16 protein-coding genes are annotated in these 15,895 nt (G+C 61.4%); 9 read left to right on the top strand and 7 right to left on the bottom strand.

Annotated features, from left to right (window positions below; translation table 11 throughout):
* Nucleotides 1-10 precede the first annotated feature (10 nt).
* From AACX99_RS15915 to AACX99_RS15905, 3 genes are read left to right on the top strand one after another with little or no spacing between them, the layout of a single operon-like run.
* On the top strand, nucleotides 11-913 hold the full coding sequence (locus tag AACX99_RS15915) for an ABC transporter permease subunit (RefSeq protein ID WP_339413273.1): 903 nt from the start codon (nucleotides 11-13) through the stop codon (nucleotides 911-913).
* A gap of 10 nt (nucleotides 914-923) precedes the next feature.
* Nucleotides 924-1,898 carry an ABC transporter ATP-binding protein gene (locus AACX99_RS15910; protein ID WP_339413271.1) on the top strand — a complete coding sequence of 325 codons (975 nt, stop codon included), beginning with the start codon at nucleotides 924-926 and terminating at the stop codon, nucleotides 1,896-1,898.
* Complete coding sequence (locus AACX99_RS15905; protein ID WP_339413269.1) at nucleotides 1,898-2,869, top strand: peptide ABC transporter ATP-binding protein; 972 nt, start codon at nucleotides 1,898-1,900, stop codon at nucleotides 2,867-2,869. Before AACX99_RS15910 ends, AACX99_RS15905 begins: the two co-directional genes overlap by 1 nt.
* A 27-nt stretch (nucleotides 2,870-2,896) precedes the next feature.
* On the opposite strand, the gene AACX99_RS15900 is transcribed toward AACX99_RS15905, so the two are convergent.
* Entirely contained in the window at nucleotides 2,897-3,670 is a 774-nt protein-coding gene (locus AACX99_RS15900) for a YdcF family protein (RefSeq protein WP_339413267.1), read from the bottom strand.
* Nucleotides 3,671-3,696: 26 nt separating this feature from the next.
* Nucleotides 3,697-4,140 carry a hypothetical protein gene (locus AACX99_RS15895; RefSeq protein WP_339413265.1) on the bottom strand — a complete coding sequence of 148 codons (444 nt, stop codon included), beginning with the start codon at nucleotides 4,138-4,140 and terminating at the stop codon, nucleotides 3,697-3,699.
* A gap of 213 nt (nucleotides 4,141-4,353) precedes the next feature.
* Between AACX99_RS15895 and leuS the strand changes: the two genes are divergently transcribed.
* From leuS to lipA, 6 genes are all read left to right on the top strand, one after another.
* Entirely contained in the window at nucleotides 4,354-6,966 is a 2,613-nt protein-coding gene (gene leuS / locus AACX99_RS15890) for a leucine--tRNA ligase (protein WP_339413263.1), read from the top strand.
* 57 nt (nucleotides 6,967-7,023) lie between these two features.
* Nucleotides 7,024-7,635: an LPS-assembly lipoprotein LptE gene (locus AACX99_RS15885; protein WP_339413262.1), complete on the top strand. Its 612-nt coding sequence runs from the start codon at nucleotides 7,024-7,026 to the stop codon at nucleotides 7,633-7,635.
* Nucleotides 7,636-7,675: 40 nt separating this feature from the next.
* Nucleotides 7,676-8,710, top strand: coding sequence for a DNA polymerase III subunit delta (gene holA, locus AACX99_RS15880; RefSeq protein ID WP_339413261.1), 1,035 nt, complete (start codon nucleotides 7,676-7,678; stop codon nucleotides 8,708-8,710).
* A gap of 81 nt (nucleotides 8,711-8,791) precedes the next feature.
* On the top strand, nucleotides 8,792-8,950 hold the full coding sequence (gene arfA / locus AACX99_RS15875; RefSeq protein ID WP_090255580.1) for an alternative ribosome rescue factor ArfA: 159 nt from the start codon (nucleotides 8,792-8,794) through the stop codon (nucleotides 8,948-8,950).
* An 82-nt stretch (nucleotides 8,951-9,032) separates the two neighbouring features.
* Nucleotides 9,033-10,316, top strand: a complete 1,284-nt coding sequence (locus AACX99_RS15870) for a lytic murein transglycosylase (protein WP_339413258.1) — start codon at nucleotides 9,033-9,035, stop codon at nucleotides 10,314-10,316.
* 130 nt (nucleotides 10,317-10,446) lie between these two features.
* The gene (lipA, locus tag AACX99_RS15865; RefSeq protein WP_339413257.1) at nucleotides 10,447-11,499 is read left to right on the top strand and encodes a lipoyl synthase; all 1,053 of its coding nucleotides are present in this window, start codon (nucleotides 10,447-10,449) and stop codon (nucleotides 11,497-11,499) included.
* Nucleotides 11,500-11,569: 70 nt separating this feature from the next.
* On the opposite strand, the gene lipB is transcribed toward lipA, so the two are convergent.
* The 5 genes from lipB to mltB form a co-directional block, all read right to left on the bottom strand.
* The gene (gene lipB, locus AACX99_RS15860; RefSeq protein ID WP_339413255.1) at nucleotides 11,570-12,223 is read right to left on the bottom strand and encodes a lipoyl(octanoyl) transferase LipB; all 654 of its coding nucleotides are present in this window, start codon (nucleotides 12,221-12,223) and stop codon (nucleotides 11,570-11,572) included.
* Nucleotides 12,223-12,498 carry a DUF493 domain-containing protein gene (locus AACX99_RS15855; protein ID WP_339413253.1) on the bottom strand — a complete coding sequence of 92 codons (276 nt, stop codon included), beginning with the start codon at nucleotides 12,496-12,498 and terminating at the stop codon, nucleotides 12,223-12,225. The genes lipB and AACX99_RS15855 overlap by 1 nt, the downstream gene beginning before the upstream one ends.
* A gap of 74 nt (nucleotides 12,499-12,572) precedes the next feature.
* Complete coding sequence (locus AACX99_RS15850) at nucleotides 12,573-13,748, bottom strand: D-alanyl-D-alanine carboxypeptidase family protein (protein WP_339413251.1); 1,176 nt, start codon at nucleotides 13,746-13,748, stop codon at nucleotides 12,573-12,575.
* Nucleotides 13,749-13,870: 122 nt separating this feature from the next.
* Nucleotides 13,871-14,875 (bottom strand): septal ring lytic transglycosylase RlpA family protein, encoded by a 1,005-nt coding sequence (locus AACX99_RS15845; protein ID WP_339413249.1) that lies wholly within the window; start codon nucleotides 14,873-14,875, stop codon nucleotides 13,871-13,873.
* Complete coding sequence (gene mltB / locus AACX99_RS15840) at nucleotides 14,875-15,885, bottom strand: lytic murein transglycosylase B (RefSeq protein ID WP_339413326.1); 1,011 nt, start codon at nucleotides 15,883-15,885, stop codon at nucleotides 14,875-14,877. Before mltB ends, AACX99_RS15845 begins: the two co-directional genes overlap by 1 nt.
* Nucleotides 15,886-15,895 lie beyond the last annotated feature (10 nt).

Below are 15,895 nucleotides of genomic sequence, written 5' to 3'. Positions count from 1 at the left end.
GGAGAGCCCAATGACCACGCAAGCCACACTCGATCCATCGTTGTTCTACCCTTCGCCGCTCAAGGAATTCTGGCAGGCCTTCGCCCACAACAAGGGCGCCGTTGCCGGACTGGCATTTATGATTCTGCTGGTGATCTGCGCGCTGTTTGCGCCGTGGATCGCCCCGCACGACCCCAGCGAGCAATACCGCGAGTTTCTGCTCACCCCACCGGCCTGGCTGGAAGGTGGCCAGCTGCAATTTCTGCTCGGCACCGATGAAGTGGGGCGCGACCTGCTGTCACGGTTGATCCATGGCGCGCGGCTGTCGCTGCTGATCGGTCTGGCGTCGGTGCTGATGTCGCTGATCCCCGGCATCCTTCTGGGGCTGGTCGCCGGCTTCTTTCCGCGCCTGCTCGGCCCGTCGATCATGCGCCTGATGGACATCATGCTGGCCCTGCCCTCGCTGCTGCTGGCAGTGGCCATCGTCGCCATCCTCGGCCCAGGGCTGATCAACACCATCTTCGCCATCGCCATCGTCTCACTGCCGTCCTATGTGCGCCTGACCCGCGCCGCGGTGATGGGCGAGCTGAACCGCGACTACGTAACTGCCGCACGCCTGGCCGGCGCCAGCTTGCCGCGGCTGATGTTTATCACCGTGCTACCCAACTGCATGGCGCCGCTGATTGTGCAGGCCACCCTGAGTTTTTCCTCGGCAATTCTCGATGCTGCGGCCCTGGGTTTTCTCGGCCTCGGCGTACAACCGCCAACCCCCGAGTGGGGCACCATGCTGGCCTCGGCGCGCGACTATATCGAGCGCGCCTGGTGGGTGGTCAGCCTGCCGGGCCTGACCATTCTGCTCAGCGTGCTGGCAATCAATCTGATGGGCGACGGGCTGCGCGATGCGCTCGACCCGAAACTCAAGAATGCGCAGTGAGGAGCCCCGTATGAGCCTGTTGGATATCAAAAACCTCAGCGTGCGCTTCGGCGACGCCACTGCAATCCCGGTGGTCGACGGCCTCGACCTGTGTGTGGAAAAGGGTGAAGTGCTGGCGATTGTTGGCGAGTCCGGCTCCGGTAAATCGGTGACCATGATGGCGCTGATGGGCCTGATCGACGCCCCCGGCATCGTCACGGCCGACAGCCTGCAGTTTGACGGCACCGACATGCTGCGCCTCAAGGGCCGCCAGCGTCGGCATATCGTCGGTAAGGACCTGTCGATGGTCTTTCAGGACCCGATGACCGCCCTCAACCCCAGCTTTACCGTGGGTTTCCAGATCGAGGAAGTGCTGCGCCAGCATCTTAATCTCAAGGGCCAGGCCGCCCGCCAACGCGCATTGCAGCTGCTCGACCGGGTGGAAATCCCTGCCGCCGCCAGCCGCCTGAATGCCTACCCGCACCAGCTATCCGGCGGTATGAGCCAACGGGTGGCGATTGCCATGGCGATTGCCGCCGAGCCCAAACTGCTGATCGCTGACGAACCGACTACGGCGCTGGATGTGACCATTCAGGCGCAGATCATGGACCTGCTGGTCCACCTGCAACGCGAAGAGGATATGGGCTTGGTGCTGATCACCCACGACCTGGCCGTGGTCGCCGAAACCGCGCAACGGGTCTGCGTGATGTATGCCGGCCAGGCGGTGGAAATCGGCAGCGTGCCGCAGCTGTTCAATGCACCCACGCACCCTTACACCGAAGCATTGCTCAAGGCGATCCCCGAACACAGCCAGGGCCAGCGCCGCTTGACCACCCTGCCCGGCATTGTCCCAGGTCGTTACGACCGGCCAGTGGGTTGTCTGCTGTCACCACGCTGCCCTTACGCCCAGGCGCACTGCCGTGAACAACGGCCAACCCTGGACGCCCATGAACGTGGCGCAGCGCGCTGCTTCTACCCGCTCAACCTGACTGCGGAGGTGGCCTGATGAGCGCCGTCCTAACTGCTCGCGACCTCACCCGCCACTACGAAATCTCCCGCGGCCTGTTTCAGCCCAACGCCCAGGTGCAGGCGCTGAATGGCGTGTCCTTTGAATTACAGGCGGGCAAGACCCTGGCGGTGGTCGGCGAGTCCGGCTGCGGCAAATCCACCCTGGCCCGTGCGCTGACGCTGATTGAGCAGCCCAGTTCCGGCAGCCTGCAGATCGCCGGGCAGGAAGTGACTGGCGCCAACAAGGCGCAGCGCAAGCAGCTGCGCCGTGATGTGCAGATGGTCTTTCAAAACCCCTACGCCTCGCTCAACCCAAGGCAGAAGGTCGGCGACCAGCTAGGCGAGCCGCTGCTGATCAATACTCAGCTGTCGCAGCCGGAACGGCGCGAGCGGGTGCAGGCAATGATGCAGCAGGTCGGCCTGCGCCCCGAGCATTACCAGCGCTACCCGCATATGTTCTCCGGCGGCCAGCGCCAGCGCATCGCCCTGGCCCGCGCGATGATGCTGCAACCCAAAGTGCTGGTGGCGGACGAGCCGACATCGGCGCTGGACGTGTCGATCCAGGCCCAGGTGCTCAACCTGTTTATGGACCTGCAGGAGCAGTTCAATACCGGCTATGTGTTTATCTCGCACAACCTCTCAGTAGTGCGCCATGTCGCCGATGATGTATTGGTGATGTACCTCGGCCGCCCGGTGGAAATGGGCCCCAGCGAGCGAATCTATGACCGCCCGCTGCATCCTTACACTCAGGCGCTGCTGTCGGCGACGCCGACCATCCGTCCTGACCCAAGCAAAGCGAAGATCAAGATCAGTGGCGAACTGCCCAACCCGCTGTCGCCACCTAGCGGTTGCGCCTTTCACCAACGCTGCCCGCATGCCAGCGAACGCTGCCAGGTTGAACAACCGGCGCTGCGCCTGCTGGATGCGCGGCAAGTGGCTTGCCACCATGCCGAGTTGATCAATAGTTGAAGTATGCAAGCCCCGGCCAGCCGGGGCTTATTCCTGCGCAGCCCGGTAGAACAACCGATAAGCCAGCAAGCCAATAGCCTCGTTAAGCAGCAGGCCGTTCTGCCAGACGGCCTTACTTTCCGGCAACCAGCCGCCAGCAGGTCGGCCGTTGGGTATGCCGAGAAAACCCATCGGTGCGCTGACCACCTGTAAACCTGCCTGCTCGAAGCTCCAGCGCGACCTCGGCATATGCCAGGCCTGGGTCACCAGCACCACGCGGGTAATCCCCGCTTGCTTAAGCAGTTCAGCACTGTGGGTCGCATTCTCCCAAGTGGTGCGGCTCAAGCCTTCCTGCCAACGCACCGGCAAGGCGTAATCGCGCGCCAGCACCTCGGCCATCAAGGCCGCTTCACTGGGCGGTGCGCCAAAGTGCAACCCGCCACTGGTGAGCAGTGGCAAACCTGAGGCCTTAGCCAGGCGAGCAGCGAAACGCACGCGCTCCAACGCCAGCAAGCTGGGCTGATCAGCGCCCCAACCGGGGTCAGCCAGCTCACGCCCGCCACCCAGAACCACAATCACGTCAGCCTGCCGAGCTAGCGCGGCCCATTGCCGCTCATCCAATGCCGGCTCGCTTTCCAACACTCGCGCCGAGAACTCAACCACCACCGGCAGACTGAACAGCCACATACCGCCCACCCCAACGACCAGGCAAGCCGCCGCCAAGCGCGGGAAGCGACGACGCAGCCACCAGGCGACCAGCAGCAACAGCAGGAACAGGCCTGGCGGCAGAAAGAACTGTTTGAGAATGTAGCGAATCGGCATTGGGCACCTCCATGGGTGCGCGCAGCCTACCGATGATTACTCGCCCGAAACAACTGCGAGCCGCAGGCCTTGCACGCCTGTACGCCATTGCCGGACTGCCAGCCCGCCAGAGTGCCGCACAGCGCGCAGCACAGCTGTAAACGGCGTTTGAGCAGCGGTTTGATCTTGCCAGGCAACGCGGCGGTGGCTTTGTGGCCGGAGCGGCCGACCTTGCGTGCACTTGGTAGCTGCTCGATCTGTGCCATTTCCTGAGCGGCCGCATGCCAGCCGCGTAGCCAGTTCAGGTCACGATCCAGGTAGGCGCGAATCAGCTCCATTTCCGCCACCGTCAAGCCGCGCAACTCCAGTTCCAGTGGCGGCTGCGCAGACAGAGCACTCAGGTTGTCTGCCTCATCCAAGGCCATGGCAAGGCGTTGCAGCAGCCGCTCATAGAGCCCGCCCCCAGCTGCACCACGCCGAAACTCCGCCATCCTTCACCTCGCCCCGGAGCAGATTGCCGCTCCATATAGCAAGCTTAGCGTTCGCGCTTTAACCAGCGGTGCCTGGCGACAAACGGCGCAGGCCGCTGGGCGTGGCCAGGCCGCCGTAGCTGGAGCGCGGCGCAATCAGGGTTTCCCTGAATAAGCGGGGCTCATGTATGCTACGGCGTTTTCCGCAAGCCCTTATTCCCAGCGCCGGTAGCCATGCAAGAACAGTACTCGCCCCGTGAAATCGAAGCCGCCGCGCAGTCCCTTTGGGACGCGCAGAAATCCTTTGTAGTGAGCGAACAGCCTGGCAAGGAGACCTTCTACTGCCTGTCGATGTTCCCTTACCCAAGCGGCAAGCTGCACATGGGCCATGTGCGCAACTACACCATCGGTGACGTGATCGCCCGCTACCAGCGCATGCTCGGCAAGAACGTGCTGCAGCCGATGGGCTGGGACGCTTTTGGCATGCCGGCGGAAAACGCCGCGATGAAGAACCAGGTCGCTCCTGCGAAGTGGACCTACGAAAACATCGAGTACATGAAGACCCAGCTGAAATCGCTGGGCTTGGCCGTGGACTGGACACGCGAAGTCACCACCTGCAAGCCGGATTACTACCGTTGGGAACAGTGGCTGTTTACCCGCCTGTTCGAAAAAGGCGTGATCTACCGTAAAAACGGCAGCGTTAACTGGGACCCGGTGGACCAGACCGTACTGGCCAACGAGCAAGTTATCGACGGCCGTGGCTGGCGCTCCGGCGCGCTGATCGAGAAGCGCGAAATCCCCATGTACTACTTCAAGATCACCGCCTACGCGGAAGAGCTGCTGAGTAGCCTGGATGAACTGGATGGCTGGCCGGAACAGGTCAAGACCATGCAGCGCAACTGGATCGGCAAGAGCTTCGGCGCCGACGTGGTGTTCGACTATGACCAGACCAGCGTCGGTATCGACGGCCAGCTCAAGGTCTACACCACCCGCCCCGACACCCTGATGGGCGCGACCTACGTCGCCGTGGCGGCTGAGCATCCACTGGCGCAGCGCGCCGCCGAGAGCAACCCAGCTATCGCGGCCTTTATAGCCGAATGCAAAGCCGGCTCCGTGGCCGAGGCCGATATGGCCACCATGGAGAAGAAGGGTGTTGCCACCGGCCAGTTCGTGATTCACCCACTGAGCGGCGACAAGTTGCCAGTGTTCGTCGCCAACTACGTGTTGTGGGGCTACGGCGAAGGCGCGGTCATGGCCGTACCGGCGCACGATGAGCGCGATTTCGAATTCGCTACTAAATATGGCCTACCCATCACTCAGGTCTATGCCGGCGAAGGCAAAGACTACGACGCCAGCCAATGGCAAGACTGGTATGGCGACAAAACCGGGCTGACCACGATCAATTCCGGCAAGTACGACAACCTCGACTTCAGCGCAGCCTTCGACGCTATCGTTGCTGATCTGGAAGCCAATGAGCATGGCGCGCGCAAGACCCAGTTCCGTCTGCGTGACTGGGGCATCAGCCGTCAGCGTTACTGGGGCTGCCCGATCCCAATCATTCATTGCGACAGCTGTGGCGACGTACCCGTGCCCGAAGACCAGCTGCCCGTTGTGCTGCCAGAAGACGTAGTGCCAGATGGCGCCGGCAGCCCGCTGGCACGCATGCCCGAGTTCTACGAATGCAGCTGTCCGAAATGCGGCGCACCGGCCAAGCGCGAAACCGACACTATGGACACCTTCGTCGAATCGTCCTGGTATTACGCGCGTTACGCCTCGCCGCATTACACCGGTGGCATGGTCGACCCAGCGGCAGCCAACCACTGGCTGCCGGTGGACCAGTACATCGGCGGTATCGAACACGCGATTTTGCACCTGCTGTATGCGCGCTTCTTCCACAAGCTGATGCGTGACGAAGGCCTTGTAAGCTCCAATGAGCCATTCAAGAACCTGCTGACCCAGGGCATGGTGGTCGCCGAGACCTACTACCGCACGCTGGATAACGGCGGCAAGGACTGGTTCAACCCGGCCGATGTCGAGCTGGAGCGCGACAGCAAAGCCAAGGTCATCAGCGCCAAGCTTAAAAGCGATGGTTTGCCAGTGGAAATCGGCGGCACCGAGAAGATGTCCAAGTCGAAAAACAACGGCGTCGACCCACAGTCGATGATCGATCAGTTCGGCGCCGACACCTGCCGCCTGTTTATGATGTTCGCTTCGCCGCCGGACATGAGCTGCGAATGGTCCGATTCCGGCGTTGAAGGCGCCAATCGCTTCCTGCGCCGCGTCTGGCGCCTGGCGCAAAGCCACGTCAACCAGGGCATCGCCGGTGCGCTCGACCTGGATAGCCTGGATGACGGCCAGAAAGCCATACGCCGTGCGATTCATCTGGCAATCAAACAGTCCAGTTTCGATATTGGCCAGCACCACAAATTCAACACTGCCATCGCCCAAGTGATGACGCTGATGAACGTGCTGGAGAAAGCGGCACAAACCACAGTTCAAGATCGCGCCCTGCTACAAGAAGGCCTGGAAGCCGTGGCCCTGCTCCTGGCGCCGATCACACCGCACATCAGCCATCAGCTGTGGCAGGAACTGGGCCACGACGAAGCTATCATCGACGCATCCTGGCCTCAGGTGGATGAGTCTGCTCTGGTACAGGACAGCCTGACCTTGGTGATCCAGGTAAACGGCAAGCTGCGTGGACAAATTGAAGTACCGGCATCAGCCTCTCGCGAGGAGGTGGAAGCAGCTGCACGTGGCAATGAGAGCGTGCTGCGCTTTACCGAAGGCCTAAGCATTCGCAAGGTCATCGTAGTGCCAGGCAAACTTGTGAATATTGTTGCCAACTGATTAAGCTTGGCGCGCCCGCACAGCGGCGCGCCGCAAGACACGCCAAGGGGATAAAAGATGATCAAACGGAATCTGTTGGTAATTGGCCTGGCTACTCTGCTTAGCGCTTGCGGCTTCCAGCTGCGCGGCACTGGTGACGTGCAATTCGCCCTCAAGGAATTGGATGTCAGCGCACGTAACGCCTATGGCGAAACCGTCAACGACGTGCGCGACGTGCTGCAGAACAACGGCGTACGGGTCTACGCAGGCGCACCATACCGCCTGGTACTGAGCAAGGAAAAGGAAGAACGCCGCGCCGCAAGCTTCACCAGCGCGGCCCGCACTGCGGAGTACGAGATGACTAAAACACTCGACTACGAAATCCGCGGCAGCAAAGATTTGCTGCTGATCAGCGACAAAGTTGAAATGCAGCGCTTCTACAACCACGACGGCAACAACCTGACGGGTGGTGACCAAGAAGCCGCTCAGGTACGCCGGGAAATGAACCGCGAACTGGTTCAGCAGCTGGTTCAGCGCCTACAACAGGTCGACCCTGTGCAACTGGACCAATTGCAGCAAGCTGCAGAAGCCAAAGCCAAGGCAGAAGCCGATGCGCTGGAAGCCGCTCGCCAGCAACAGGCCGCGCAACCTCAGCAGTCGCCAATTCAGCTGCCGACTCCGGCCCAGTAGATTTTGCCGGGCCGCGCCAGCGGCCCCGCTCTGCGACCCCATGAAGCTTAACTCTGCACAACTCGGCAAACACCTGCAGGGCAACCTGAGTCCGGTGTATGTGGTCAGTGGCGATGAACCTCTGCTCTGCCAGGAAACCGCCGACGCTATTCGCGCCGCCACCCGCCAACAGGGCTTTAGCGAGCGCCAGGTGTTTAACGCCGACAACAATTTCGACTGGGGCAACCTGCTGCAAGCAGGTGCCAGCCTGTCGCTGTTTGCCGACAAGCGCCTGCTGGAACTGCGCCTACCCAACGGCAAACCCGGCGACAAAGGCGCTGCTGCGCTGATCGAATACCTCGCCCGCCCCGCCGAAGACACCGTGCTGCTGATCAGCCTGCCGAAACTCGACGGCAGCGCGCAGAAGACCAAATGGGCCAAGGCGCTGATCGAAGGCGCGCAGACGCAGTTTGTGCAGATCTGGCCGGTCGATGCCCACCAGCTACCGCAGTGGATTCGCCAGCGCCTCGCACAATCGGGCCTCAGCGCCAGCGCCGAAGCCGTGGATATGATTGCTGTACGTGTCGAAGGCAACCTGCTCGCTGCCGCCCAGGAAATCGAAAAACTCAAACTGCTCGCCGAAGGCACGCAGATCGACGTCGACACCGTACATGCCTCGGTCGCCGACAGCGCACGCTTCGATGTATTTGGCCTGATCGATGCCGCCCTCAATGGCGAAGCCGCCCACGCCCTGCGCATGCTCGAAGGGCTGCGCGGGGAAGGTGTTGAGCCACCGGTAATTCTCTGGGCCCTGGCCCGGGAAATCCGCCTGCTGGCCACCATCGCCCAGCAGTACGGCCAGGGTATGCCGCTGGAAAAAGCCTTCAGCTCGGCGCGCCCTCCAGTCTGGGAGAAGCGACGGCCGCTGGTCAGCAAAGCCTTACAACGCCTCTCCGCCGCCCGCTGGGCCGCGCTGCTGCAGGATGCCCAGCAGATCGATGCGCAGATCAAAGGCCAGGCGGCCGGCGATCCCTGGAGCGGCCTAAGCCTGTTGACGCTAAACATCTGCGGTCAACGCCTGGGTATATCCCGCTAGCCACAGACTCTGGACTTTTAGCGGCGTGCGGATCATGCTTCGCACGCCTGCGACTTGCAGGTCATTTACCGAGGAAAGGTCATGGCGAAGAAAGCCAAACGCGGCCCGAACAAGGCCAAATCTCTGATAGCTCAGCCACTGTTTCGCTCACGCCAGGAAACGCCGAGCAAAGGCAAAGGTAGCTACCGCCGCGAAGCCTCCCAGCAAAACTGGGAGGCTTCATACGTTCTGGCTGCCTGAAAAGCCCGTCACAGCCCGCCAGCACCCGCACACCAGCTCAATCATGCTAAGGTTACGGCCTGCAAAATGTGCCGAGACCACCATGCCTTACCTGCTTCTTCGGGGCCTATCTCATAGCGCTACCGCCTGCATCCTGTTGTTTCTGACCGCCTGTGCCGAAGCACCGGCCCAGCCGCTTGCCGCCACACCAGTTACAACCAGCACAGCGCCTGCAAGCCCAGCCGCTAGCGTTGCCAGCAGCCCAACCCCGCTACTCAGCTTCGATGAATGGCGCATGCTGTTGCGCAGCGATGCCATCGCCGCCGGTATTGATGCCGCACTGTTCGATCGCACATTCGCCGGTATCACCCTGGACCCCAGAGTTGTCACCTCCGATAACAGCCAGCCGGAGTTCACCCGCCCGGTGTGGGACTACATTGATGGTGCCGTTTCCGTTCCGCGTATTGCACAGGGACGCCTGCTCAAGGCGCAGCATCGACCAACCCTGAAAGCTATCCGCAGCACCTACGCCGTCGACCATGAAGTGCTGATCGCGATCTGGGGCATGGAAAGCAATTACGGCAGCAATATCGGCAGCCATAACGTCATTCGCTCCCTCGCCACCCTGGCCTACGATGGCCGCCGCCAGGTGTTCTGGCGCAGCCAACTGCTGGCCGCGCTGCAAATCTTGCAAGCTGGCGATGCCCCAGCACAGGGGTTGATCGGTTCATGGGCGGGCGCTATGGGGCAAACCCAATTTATGCCGACCACCTTCAATCAGCATGCCGTGGATTTTGATGGCGATGGCAAGCGTGACCTGTGGACCTCAACTCCCGACGCCCTCGCTTCTGCCGCGCATTACCTGCAAGCCTCAGGCTGGGAGAACGGCCAACCCTGGGGTTTTGAAGTGAACCTGCCGCAGGGCTTCGATTACGCTCTGGCCGATCCAGAAGTACGCCGCAGCCTGGCGCAGTGGCGCATCCTCGGGATCAACCCGGTCAGAGCCATTGATGCCAATGAACAAAGCCAGGCCTCGCTGTTTCTGCCTGCAGGTCATCGCGGCCCGGCGTTCCTACTGCTGAACAACTTCCGCAGCATCCTCAAGTACAACAATTCCACCGCCTACGCCCTGGCCATCGGCCTGCTGAGTGATGCACTGGACGGTAATCCTGGCGTACAAGCCGCCTGGCCGCGCAATGATCGCCAGCTGGGCCGCAGCGAGCGGATCGAACTGCAAGAGTTGCTGGCCAACAAAGGCTACGAGCCAGGCCCGGCTGATGGCATCATCGGTGCCAACACGCGCAAGGCCGTACGTGCCTTTCAGCAATCCCAAGGGCAACCTGCCGATGGCTATCCCAGCCATAAGTTGCTGCAGCAACTCAGGTAAGCAATCGCGCAGCGCGTGGCGGCAGAACCGCACGGCGCCCGCCGGACTGAACGGTCAGCTTCTATGATAAGCTGCGCGGCGGCCACAAGCCGCCTCGTTCACGGAGCCTCTAGCGGAGCCCAGATTGTCGATGTCCGATACCTCCACGCCTAAAACCGTCGCCAGTGGCGAAAAATTCCGTACCACCCAAGGCATCACCGCGATCAAGGACGGGCAAAAGCGCCGCGCCTCCAGCGAGCCTCAGGTGTTCGAGCCCAAACCCAAGTGGCTACGAGTCAAGGCGCCTGGCGGCAGCCGCTTCGAGGCGGTCAAACGCAACGTCAGCGAACACCGCCTGAGCACCGTGTGCCAGGAATCCCACTGCCCAAACATGGGCGAGTGCTGGTCCAACGGCACCGCGACCATCATGCTGATGGGTTCGGTGTGTACCCGCGCCTGCCGTTTCTGTGCAGTGGACACCGGCAACCCCAACGGCTGGCTGGACTTGGAAGAGCCGCAGAACACTGCCAAGTCTGTGGAGCTAATGGCCCTGCGCTATATCGTGCTGACCTCAGTGGACCGCGACGATCTGGATGACGGTGGCGCCAGCCACTACGCGGCCTGCGTGCGGGCGATTAAGGACAATACCCCGCACGTGGTGGTGGAAGCCCTAACCCCGGACTTCGACGGCGACCTGCAAGCAATCGAGCGCGTGGTGGATTCCGGTCTTGAGGTGTTCGCGCAGAACGTTGAGACGGTCAAACGCCTGACTTATGAAGTGCGCGACCCGCGTGCCGGCTACGAGAAGACCCTGCGCGCGCTGGAACACGCCAAGCGCCACCGCCCGGACGTGCTGACCAAGACCAGCCTGATGCTCGGCCTGGGCGAGACGGATGAAGAGATCATCCAGACCATGGATGACCTGCGCGCTATCAACGTCGACATCCTCACCCTCGGCCAGTACCTGCAACCGACACGCAACCACCTGAAGGTGCAGCGCTGGGTCAGCCCGGAAGAGTTCAATCGCTTGCGCGAAATTGGTCTGCAGAAAGGCTTTATGGAGGTCGCCGCCGGCCCGCTGGTACGTTCCAGCTACCGTGCCGACAAGGTGTTCGAGAAGAACAACCTGGGCCTGGCCGCCCCGGTACCCGTACCGGGTCAACAGCTCGACAACAGTCTGATTCCTGCCCTCAATCTAAACTGATTGAGCCACACAGCGCCTGACCTTGCGGCTTTGCCTGGGGTCAGGCGTTTGTGTATCTGCTCTGCCCGCTCTAGCAGTCTATTGCGCCCGCCAGGCTCTGCTGCTGCGCGTAGTCGAGGTGCTTGACCAGTTGCTCACGTAGCCGCGCACTGACTTCGGATAGCTTTATCGGCTCTGCCACCAGATCGGCCAACTGCGTCATGGCCATGCCGGCATAGCCGCAGGGGTTGATGCGCTGGAACGGCTGCAGATCCATGTCCACATTCAGCGCCAGACCATGAAAGGAACGGCCGTTGCGGATACGCAGACCGAGCGAGGCGATCTTCGCGCCACCCACATAAACCCCTGGCGCATCCGGCTTGGCGCTGGCGCTGACACCATAACTGGCAAGCAGATCGATCAGACTGCGCTCGATACGACTCACCAGTTCGCGCACACCAATGCCGCTACGGCGCACATCCAGCAGCAGGTAAGCCACCAACTGGCCCGGACCGTGATAAGTCACCTGGCCGCCGCGATCCACCTGCACCACCGGAATATCACCCGGAAACAGCACATGCTCGGCCTTGCCAGCTTGGCCCTGGGTAAATACGGGCGCGTGTTCGAGCAGCCAGATCTCATCAGGCGTGCTCACGCCACGGGCATCGGTAAACCGCTGCATGGCATGCCAGGTAGGCTCGTAGTCAACCTGGCCCAGCTCACGAAAGCCGAGCGGTAGGCTCATCACAGCACCATATGCACGATACCGGTCGCGCGCAGGGCGCTGTTGATATCGCGTAGCTGATCTTCGCTGGTGGCTTCGATATGCAGCTGCACAGTGGTGTATTTGCCGTTGCTGCTCTGGCGCTCGGCCAGGGTACTGAGATCGACCTTGGCGTGCTGGCTAAGGATCTCGATCACCGTACTCTTGTAGTTGTCGCCACTGTCGCCGACGACCTTGATCGGGTAGTCCGCGCAGGGGAATTCGATTTTGTGCGATTTGACGTCTGGTTGAGTCATGGCAGTAACGGCCTCGTAAGCCGTGGCAGCAACAACGCCCCTGCGGGTCGGCAGGGGCGTTATTGGTCACGCTATCAGTTGAACAATCCGTAGAAGAACAGGCTGATGCTATCCCACAGGCGACGGAAGAAACTACCTTCCTCAACGGCCTCAAGAGCGATCAGATCGGCGCTGTGTACCACTTCTTCGCCCAGTTTCACTTCAACCTTGCCGATCACATCACCCTGGGCAATCGGGGCCGTCAGCTGCGGGTTGAGGATCATGCCGGCCTGCAGTTTTTCCAGCTGGCCTTTCGGCAGCGTCAGGCTCAGATCAGCGCCGAGGCCGGCTTTGACCTGGCGCACAGCGCCTTTCCAAACTTGGGCCTGAGCCAGCTCCTGACCTTGCTTGTAGAAGGTGCGGGTTTCGAAGAAGCGGAAACCATAGGTCAGCAGCTTCTGGGTTTCCGCAGCACGGGCCGACTCGCTGACGGTGCCGAATACCGAGGTGATCATCCGCGCGCCATCACGTACGGCGGAAGCAACCAGGCAGTAGCCCGCTTCTTCGGTGTGGCCGGTCTTCAGACCGTCAACAGTCTTGTCACGCCACAGCAGCAGGTTGCGGTTGCCCTGCTTGATGTTGTTCCAGAGGAACTCCTTTTGCGCGTAGATCGCATAGTGCTGCTGGTCTTCATTGATGATCGCGCGAGCCAGAACGGCCATGTCATGGGCACTGGAGTAATGCTCCGGATGTGGCAAACCGGTCGCATTCATAAAGTGGCTATTGCTCATACCCAGGCGCGCGGCGGTCTCGTTCATCATGTCGGCGAAGGCATCTTCGCTACCGGCGATGTACTCGGCCAGGGCAATGCTGGCATCGTTGCCGGACTGGATGATCACACCGTGAAGCAGGTCATCCACAGTGGCCTGGCTATTCAGCGGCAGGAACATGGTCGATCCACCGGATGCAGCGCCACCGGTGCGCCAAGCGTGCTCGCTGACTGGCACCAGATCCTGCTCGCCAATCTTGCCCTTACGGATTTCCAGGGTGGCGATGTAGGCCGTCATCAGCTTGGTCAGGCTGGCCGGCGGCAGACGCTGATCACCATTGTTTTCCACCAGCACCTTGCCGCTGGCGGCATCCAGCAGCACATAAGATTTGGCAGCCAATTGCGGCGCCGAAGGAATTGCTGGCTGATCGGCCCAGGCGGTCGATGCACTGAGTAGGCAAAGTGAAAGGAAAACGCGTTGCGTAAAGCTGGTGATATTCATCCGTCTCTCTAGATTGCTGATGGTGAACAGGCCCAGTGGGCATAAGGTGCTGATCCCCCCGGCTAACCGTTGGCTGGCCAGAGTTGTTTGTTTAGTCCCGCAGAAGAACCATAAGTGCCCTGTCAGTCTGCCTTGACCAGGGTCGGTTCACCGAGATTGGCTAGGCGCACGCTGCTCTGCAACTGCTCAGCCTCGCTTTGGCTGCTCACTGGCCCCAGGCGCACGCGGTGCAATATCTGCTGGTTGCGCACCACTGAGCTGACGAACACTGGCGCAGCCACTGTCTCGCTCAGCTTCGACCGGAGTAGCTCCGCAGCGTCCGGATTGGCGAAGGCGGCCACTTGGAGATACAGGCCAGAGGCTCCGACTGAAGCGTTTTTTTTTGCGTCAATCTGCACGGGGAGCACCGCGGCGGCATGCTGCTGCGGTGGCGGTGAATATTGTTCAACCGGCTGCGCGATAGGCTGCGCAATGGGCTGAGCCTGTGCCACTTGCTGCGGCGCAGCCAACACCATCGGCACCGGACGGCCCTGCTGAGCCCACCACTCGTGCGGGTCGATGCCTTCGACCTTGACCCGCGCGGTACCGCTTTCGGCATAGCCGAGCTTCTTCGCTGCGGCGAAGGACAGGTCGATAATCCGGTCGGAATAGAACGGCCCACGATCATTGACCCGCAGAATCGCGGTTTTGCCGTTTTCCAGGTTGGTCACCCGCACATAGCTGGGTAGCGGCAGGGTCTTGTGCGCTGCAGTCATGCCGTACAGGTCGTAGGTTTCACCGTTTGCGGTGGCCTGACCATGGAACTTGGTGCCATACCAGGACGCCGGACCCACCGCCTGATAACGACGGGCATCGGGAATCGGGTAGTACTGTTTGCCGAATACGGTGTAGGGGCTGGCCTTGACTCGGCCGTAATGTGGCATCGGCACCGCATCGGGAATCCGCGACACGTCGACATCCCACCAGGGCGCGCCATCCTTGTGTGGACGGTTGAAATCACCCGGGCCGGAAATCGCCCCACCTGGCTGCACTGGCGCAACCGGTTGCGGCGCACGGGTGGATGAGCAGCTGGCCAGCAGCAGCGCCAGGCTGCCATAGGCAGCCAATTTGAAAGACAAACGCGACATCAATTCTTACCCCGTGCATCAACCAGCAACTCGGCCAGCTGATTGACCGCCATGGCATACATCACACTGCGATTGTAGCGGGTGATCACAAAGAAGTTAGGCAGGCCCAACCAGTACTCGGCGCCATCAGCACCTTCCAGAAGGAAGGCCGTCACCGGCAAATCGTCAGCCAGCGGGTCGGCACTGGCCCAGCCCAACGCACGCAGCTCACCGACATTCTTCACCGGGTCCAGGCCAACAGTGAGGCCTTGCTCAGCCTGCTCACCCTTGATGGTGGCAGCGCTGACCACCGGCTGCCCCGGCTGCCAGTGGTGACGTTTGAAGTAACTGGCGACGCTGCCGATGGCATCGGTCGGATTGCTCCAGATATTGATATGACCATCGCCATCGAAGTCCACTGCATAGGCGCGAAAGCTGCTCGGCATAAACTGCGGCAAACCCATGGCGCCGGCGTAGGAGCCGGTCATGTTTAGCGGCTCGACCTGTTCTTCGCGGGCTAGCAGGAGGAACTCGCGCAGCTCTTTGCGGAAGAATGGCGCGCGCGGCGGGTAGTCGAAGGCCAGAGTCGACAAAGCATCCATCACCCGCCAGCTGCCTGTATTGCCGCCGTAGAAGGTTTCCACACCGATGATCGCCACGATCACCTGGGCCGGTACACCGTACTCAGCCTCCGCGCGGGCCAGGGTTTCCTCGTGCCGCTTCCAGAACTCGACACCCTTGCTGATGCGCTTGTCGGTGATAAAGATCGGCCGGTAATCCTTCCACGGCTTGGCCTTTTCTGCCGGACGCGAAATGGCATCGAGGATCGCCTGTTTGCGCTCGACCTGGGCGAACAGCTCGACCAGTTGCTCACCGGCAAAGCCATAGTCGCGGGTCATCTCGCCGACGAACTCAGCCACCTGCGGCGATTGCTGGTAATCCCCGGCCAATGCGGGCTGAGCCACTGCGCACACCCCGGCCAACGCCAACCAAGGTGCAGTACGTACCATCCAACCACGCGCGTTTTGCATTGAATTCATA

This window comes from Pseudomonas sp. EA_35y_Pfl2_R5, from assembly GCF_963970805.1.
GTDB lineage: Bacteria > Pseudomonadota > Gammaproteobacteria > Pseudomonadales > Pseudomonadaceae > Aquipseudomonas.
The sequence above is the reverse complement of the archived record's forward strand: the minus strand, read 5'-3'. Positions and strand labels throughout refer to the sequence as shown.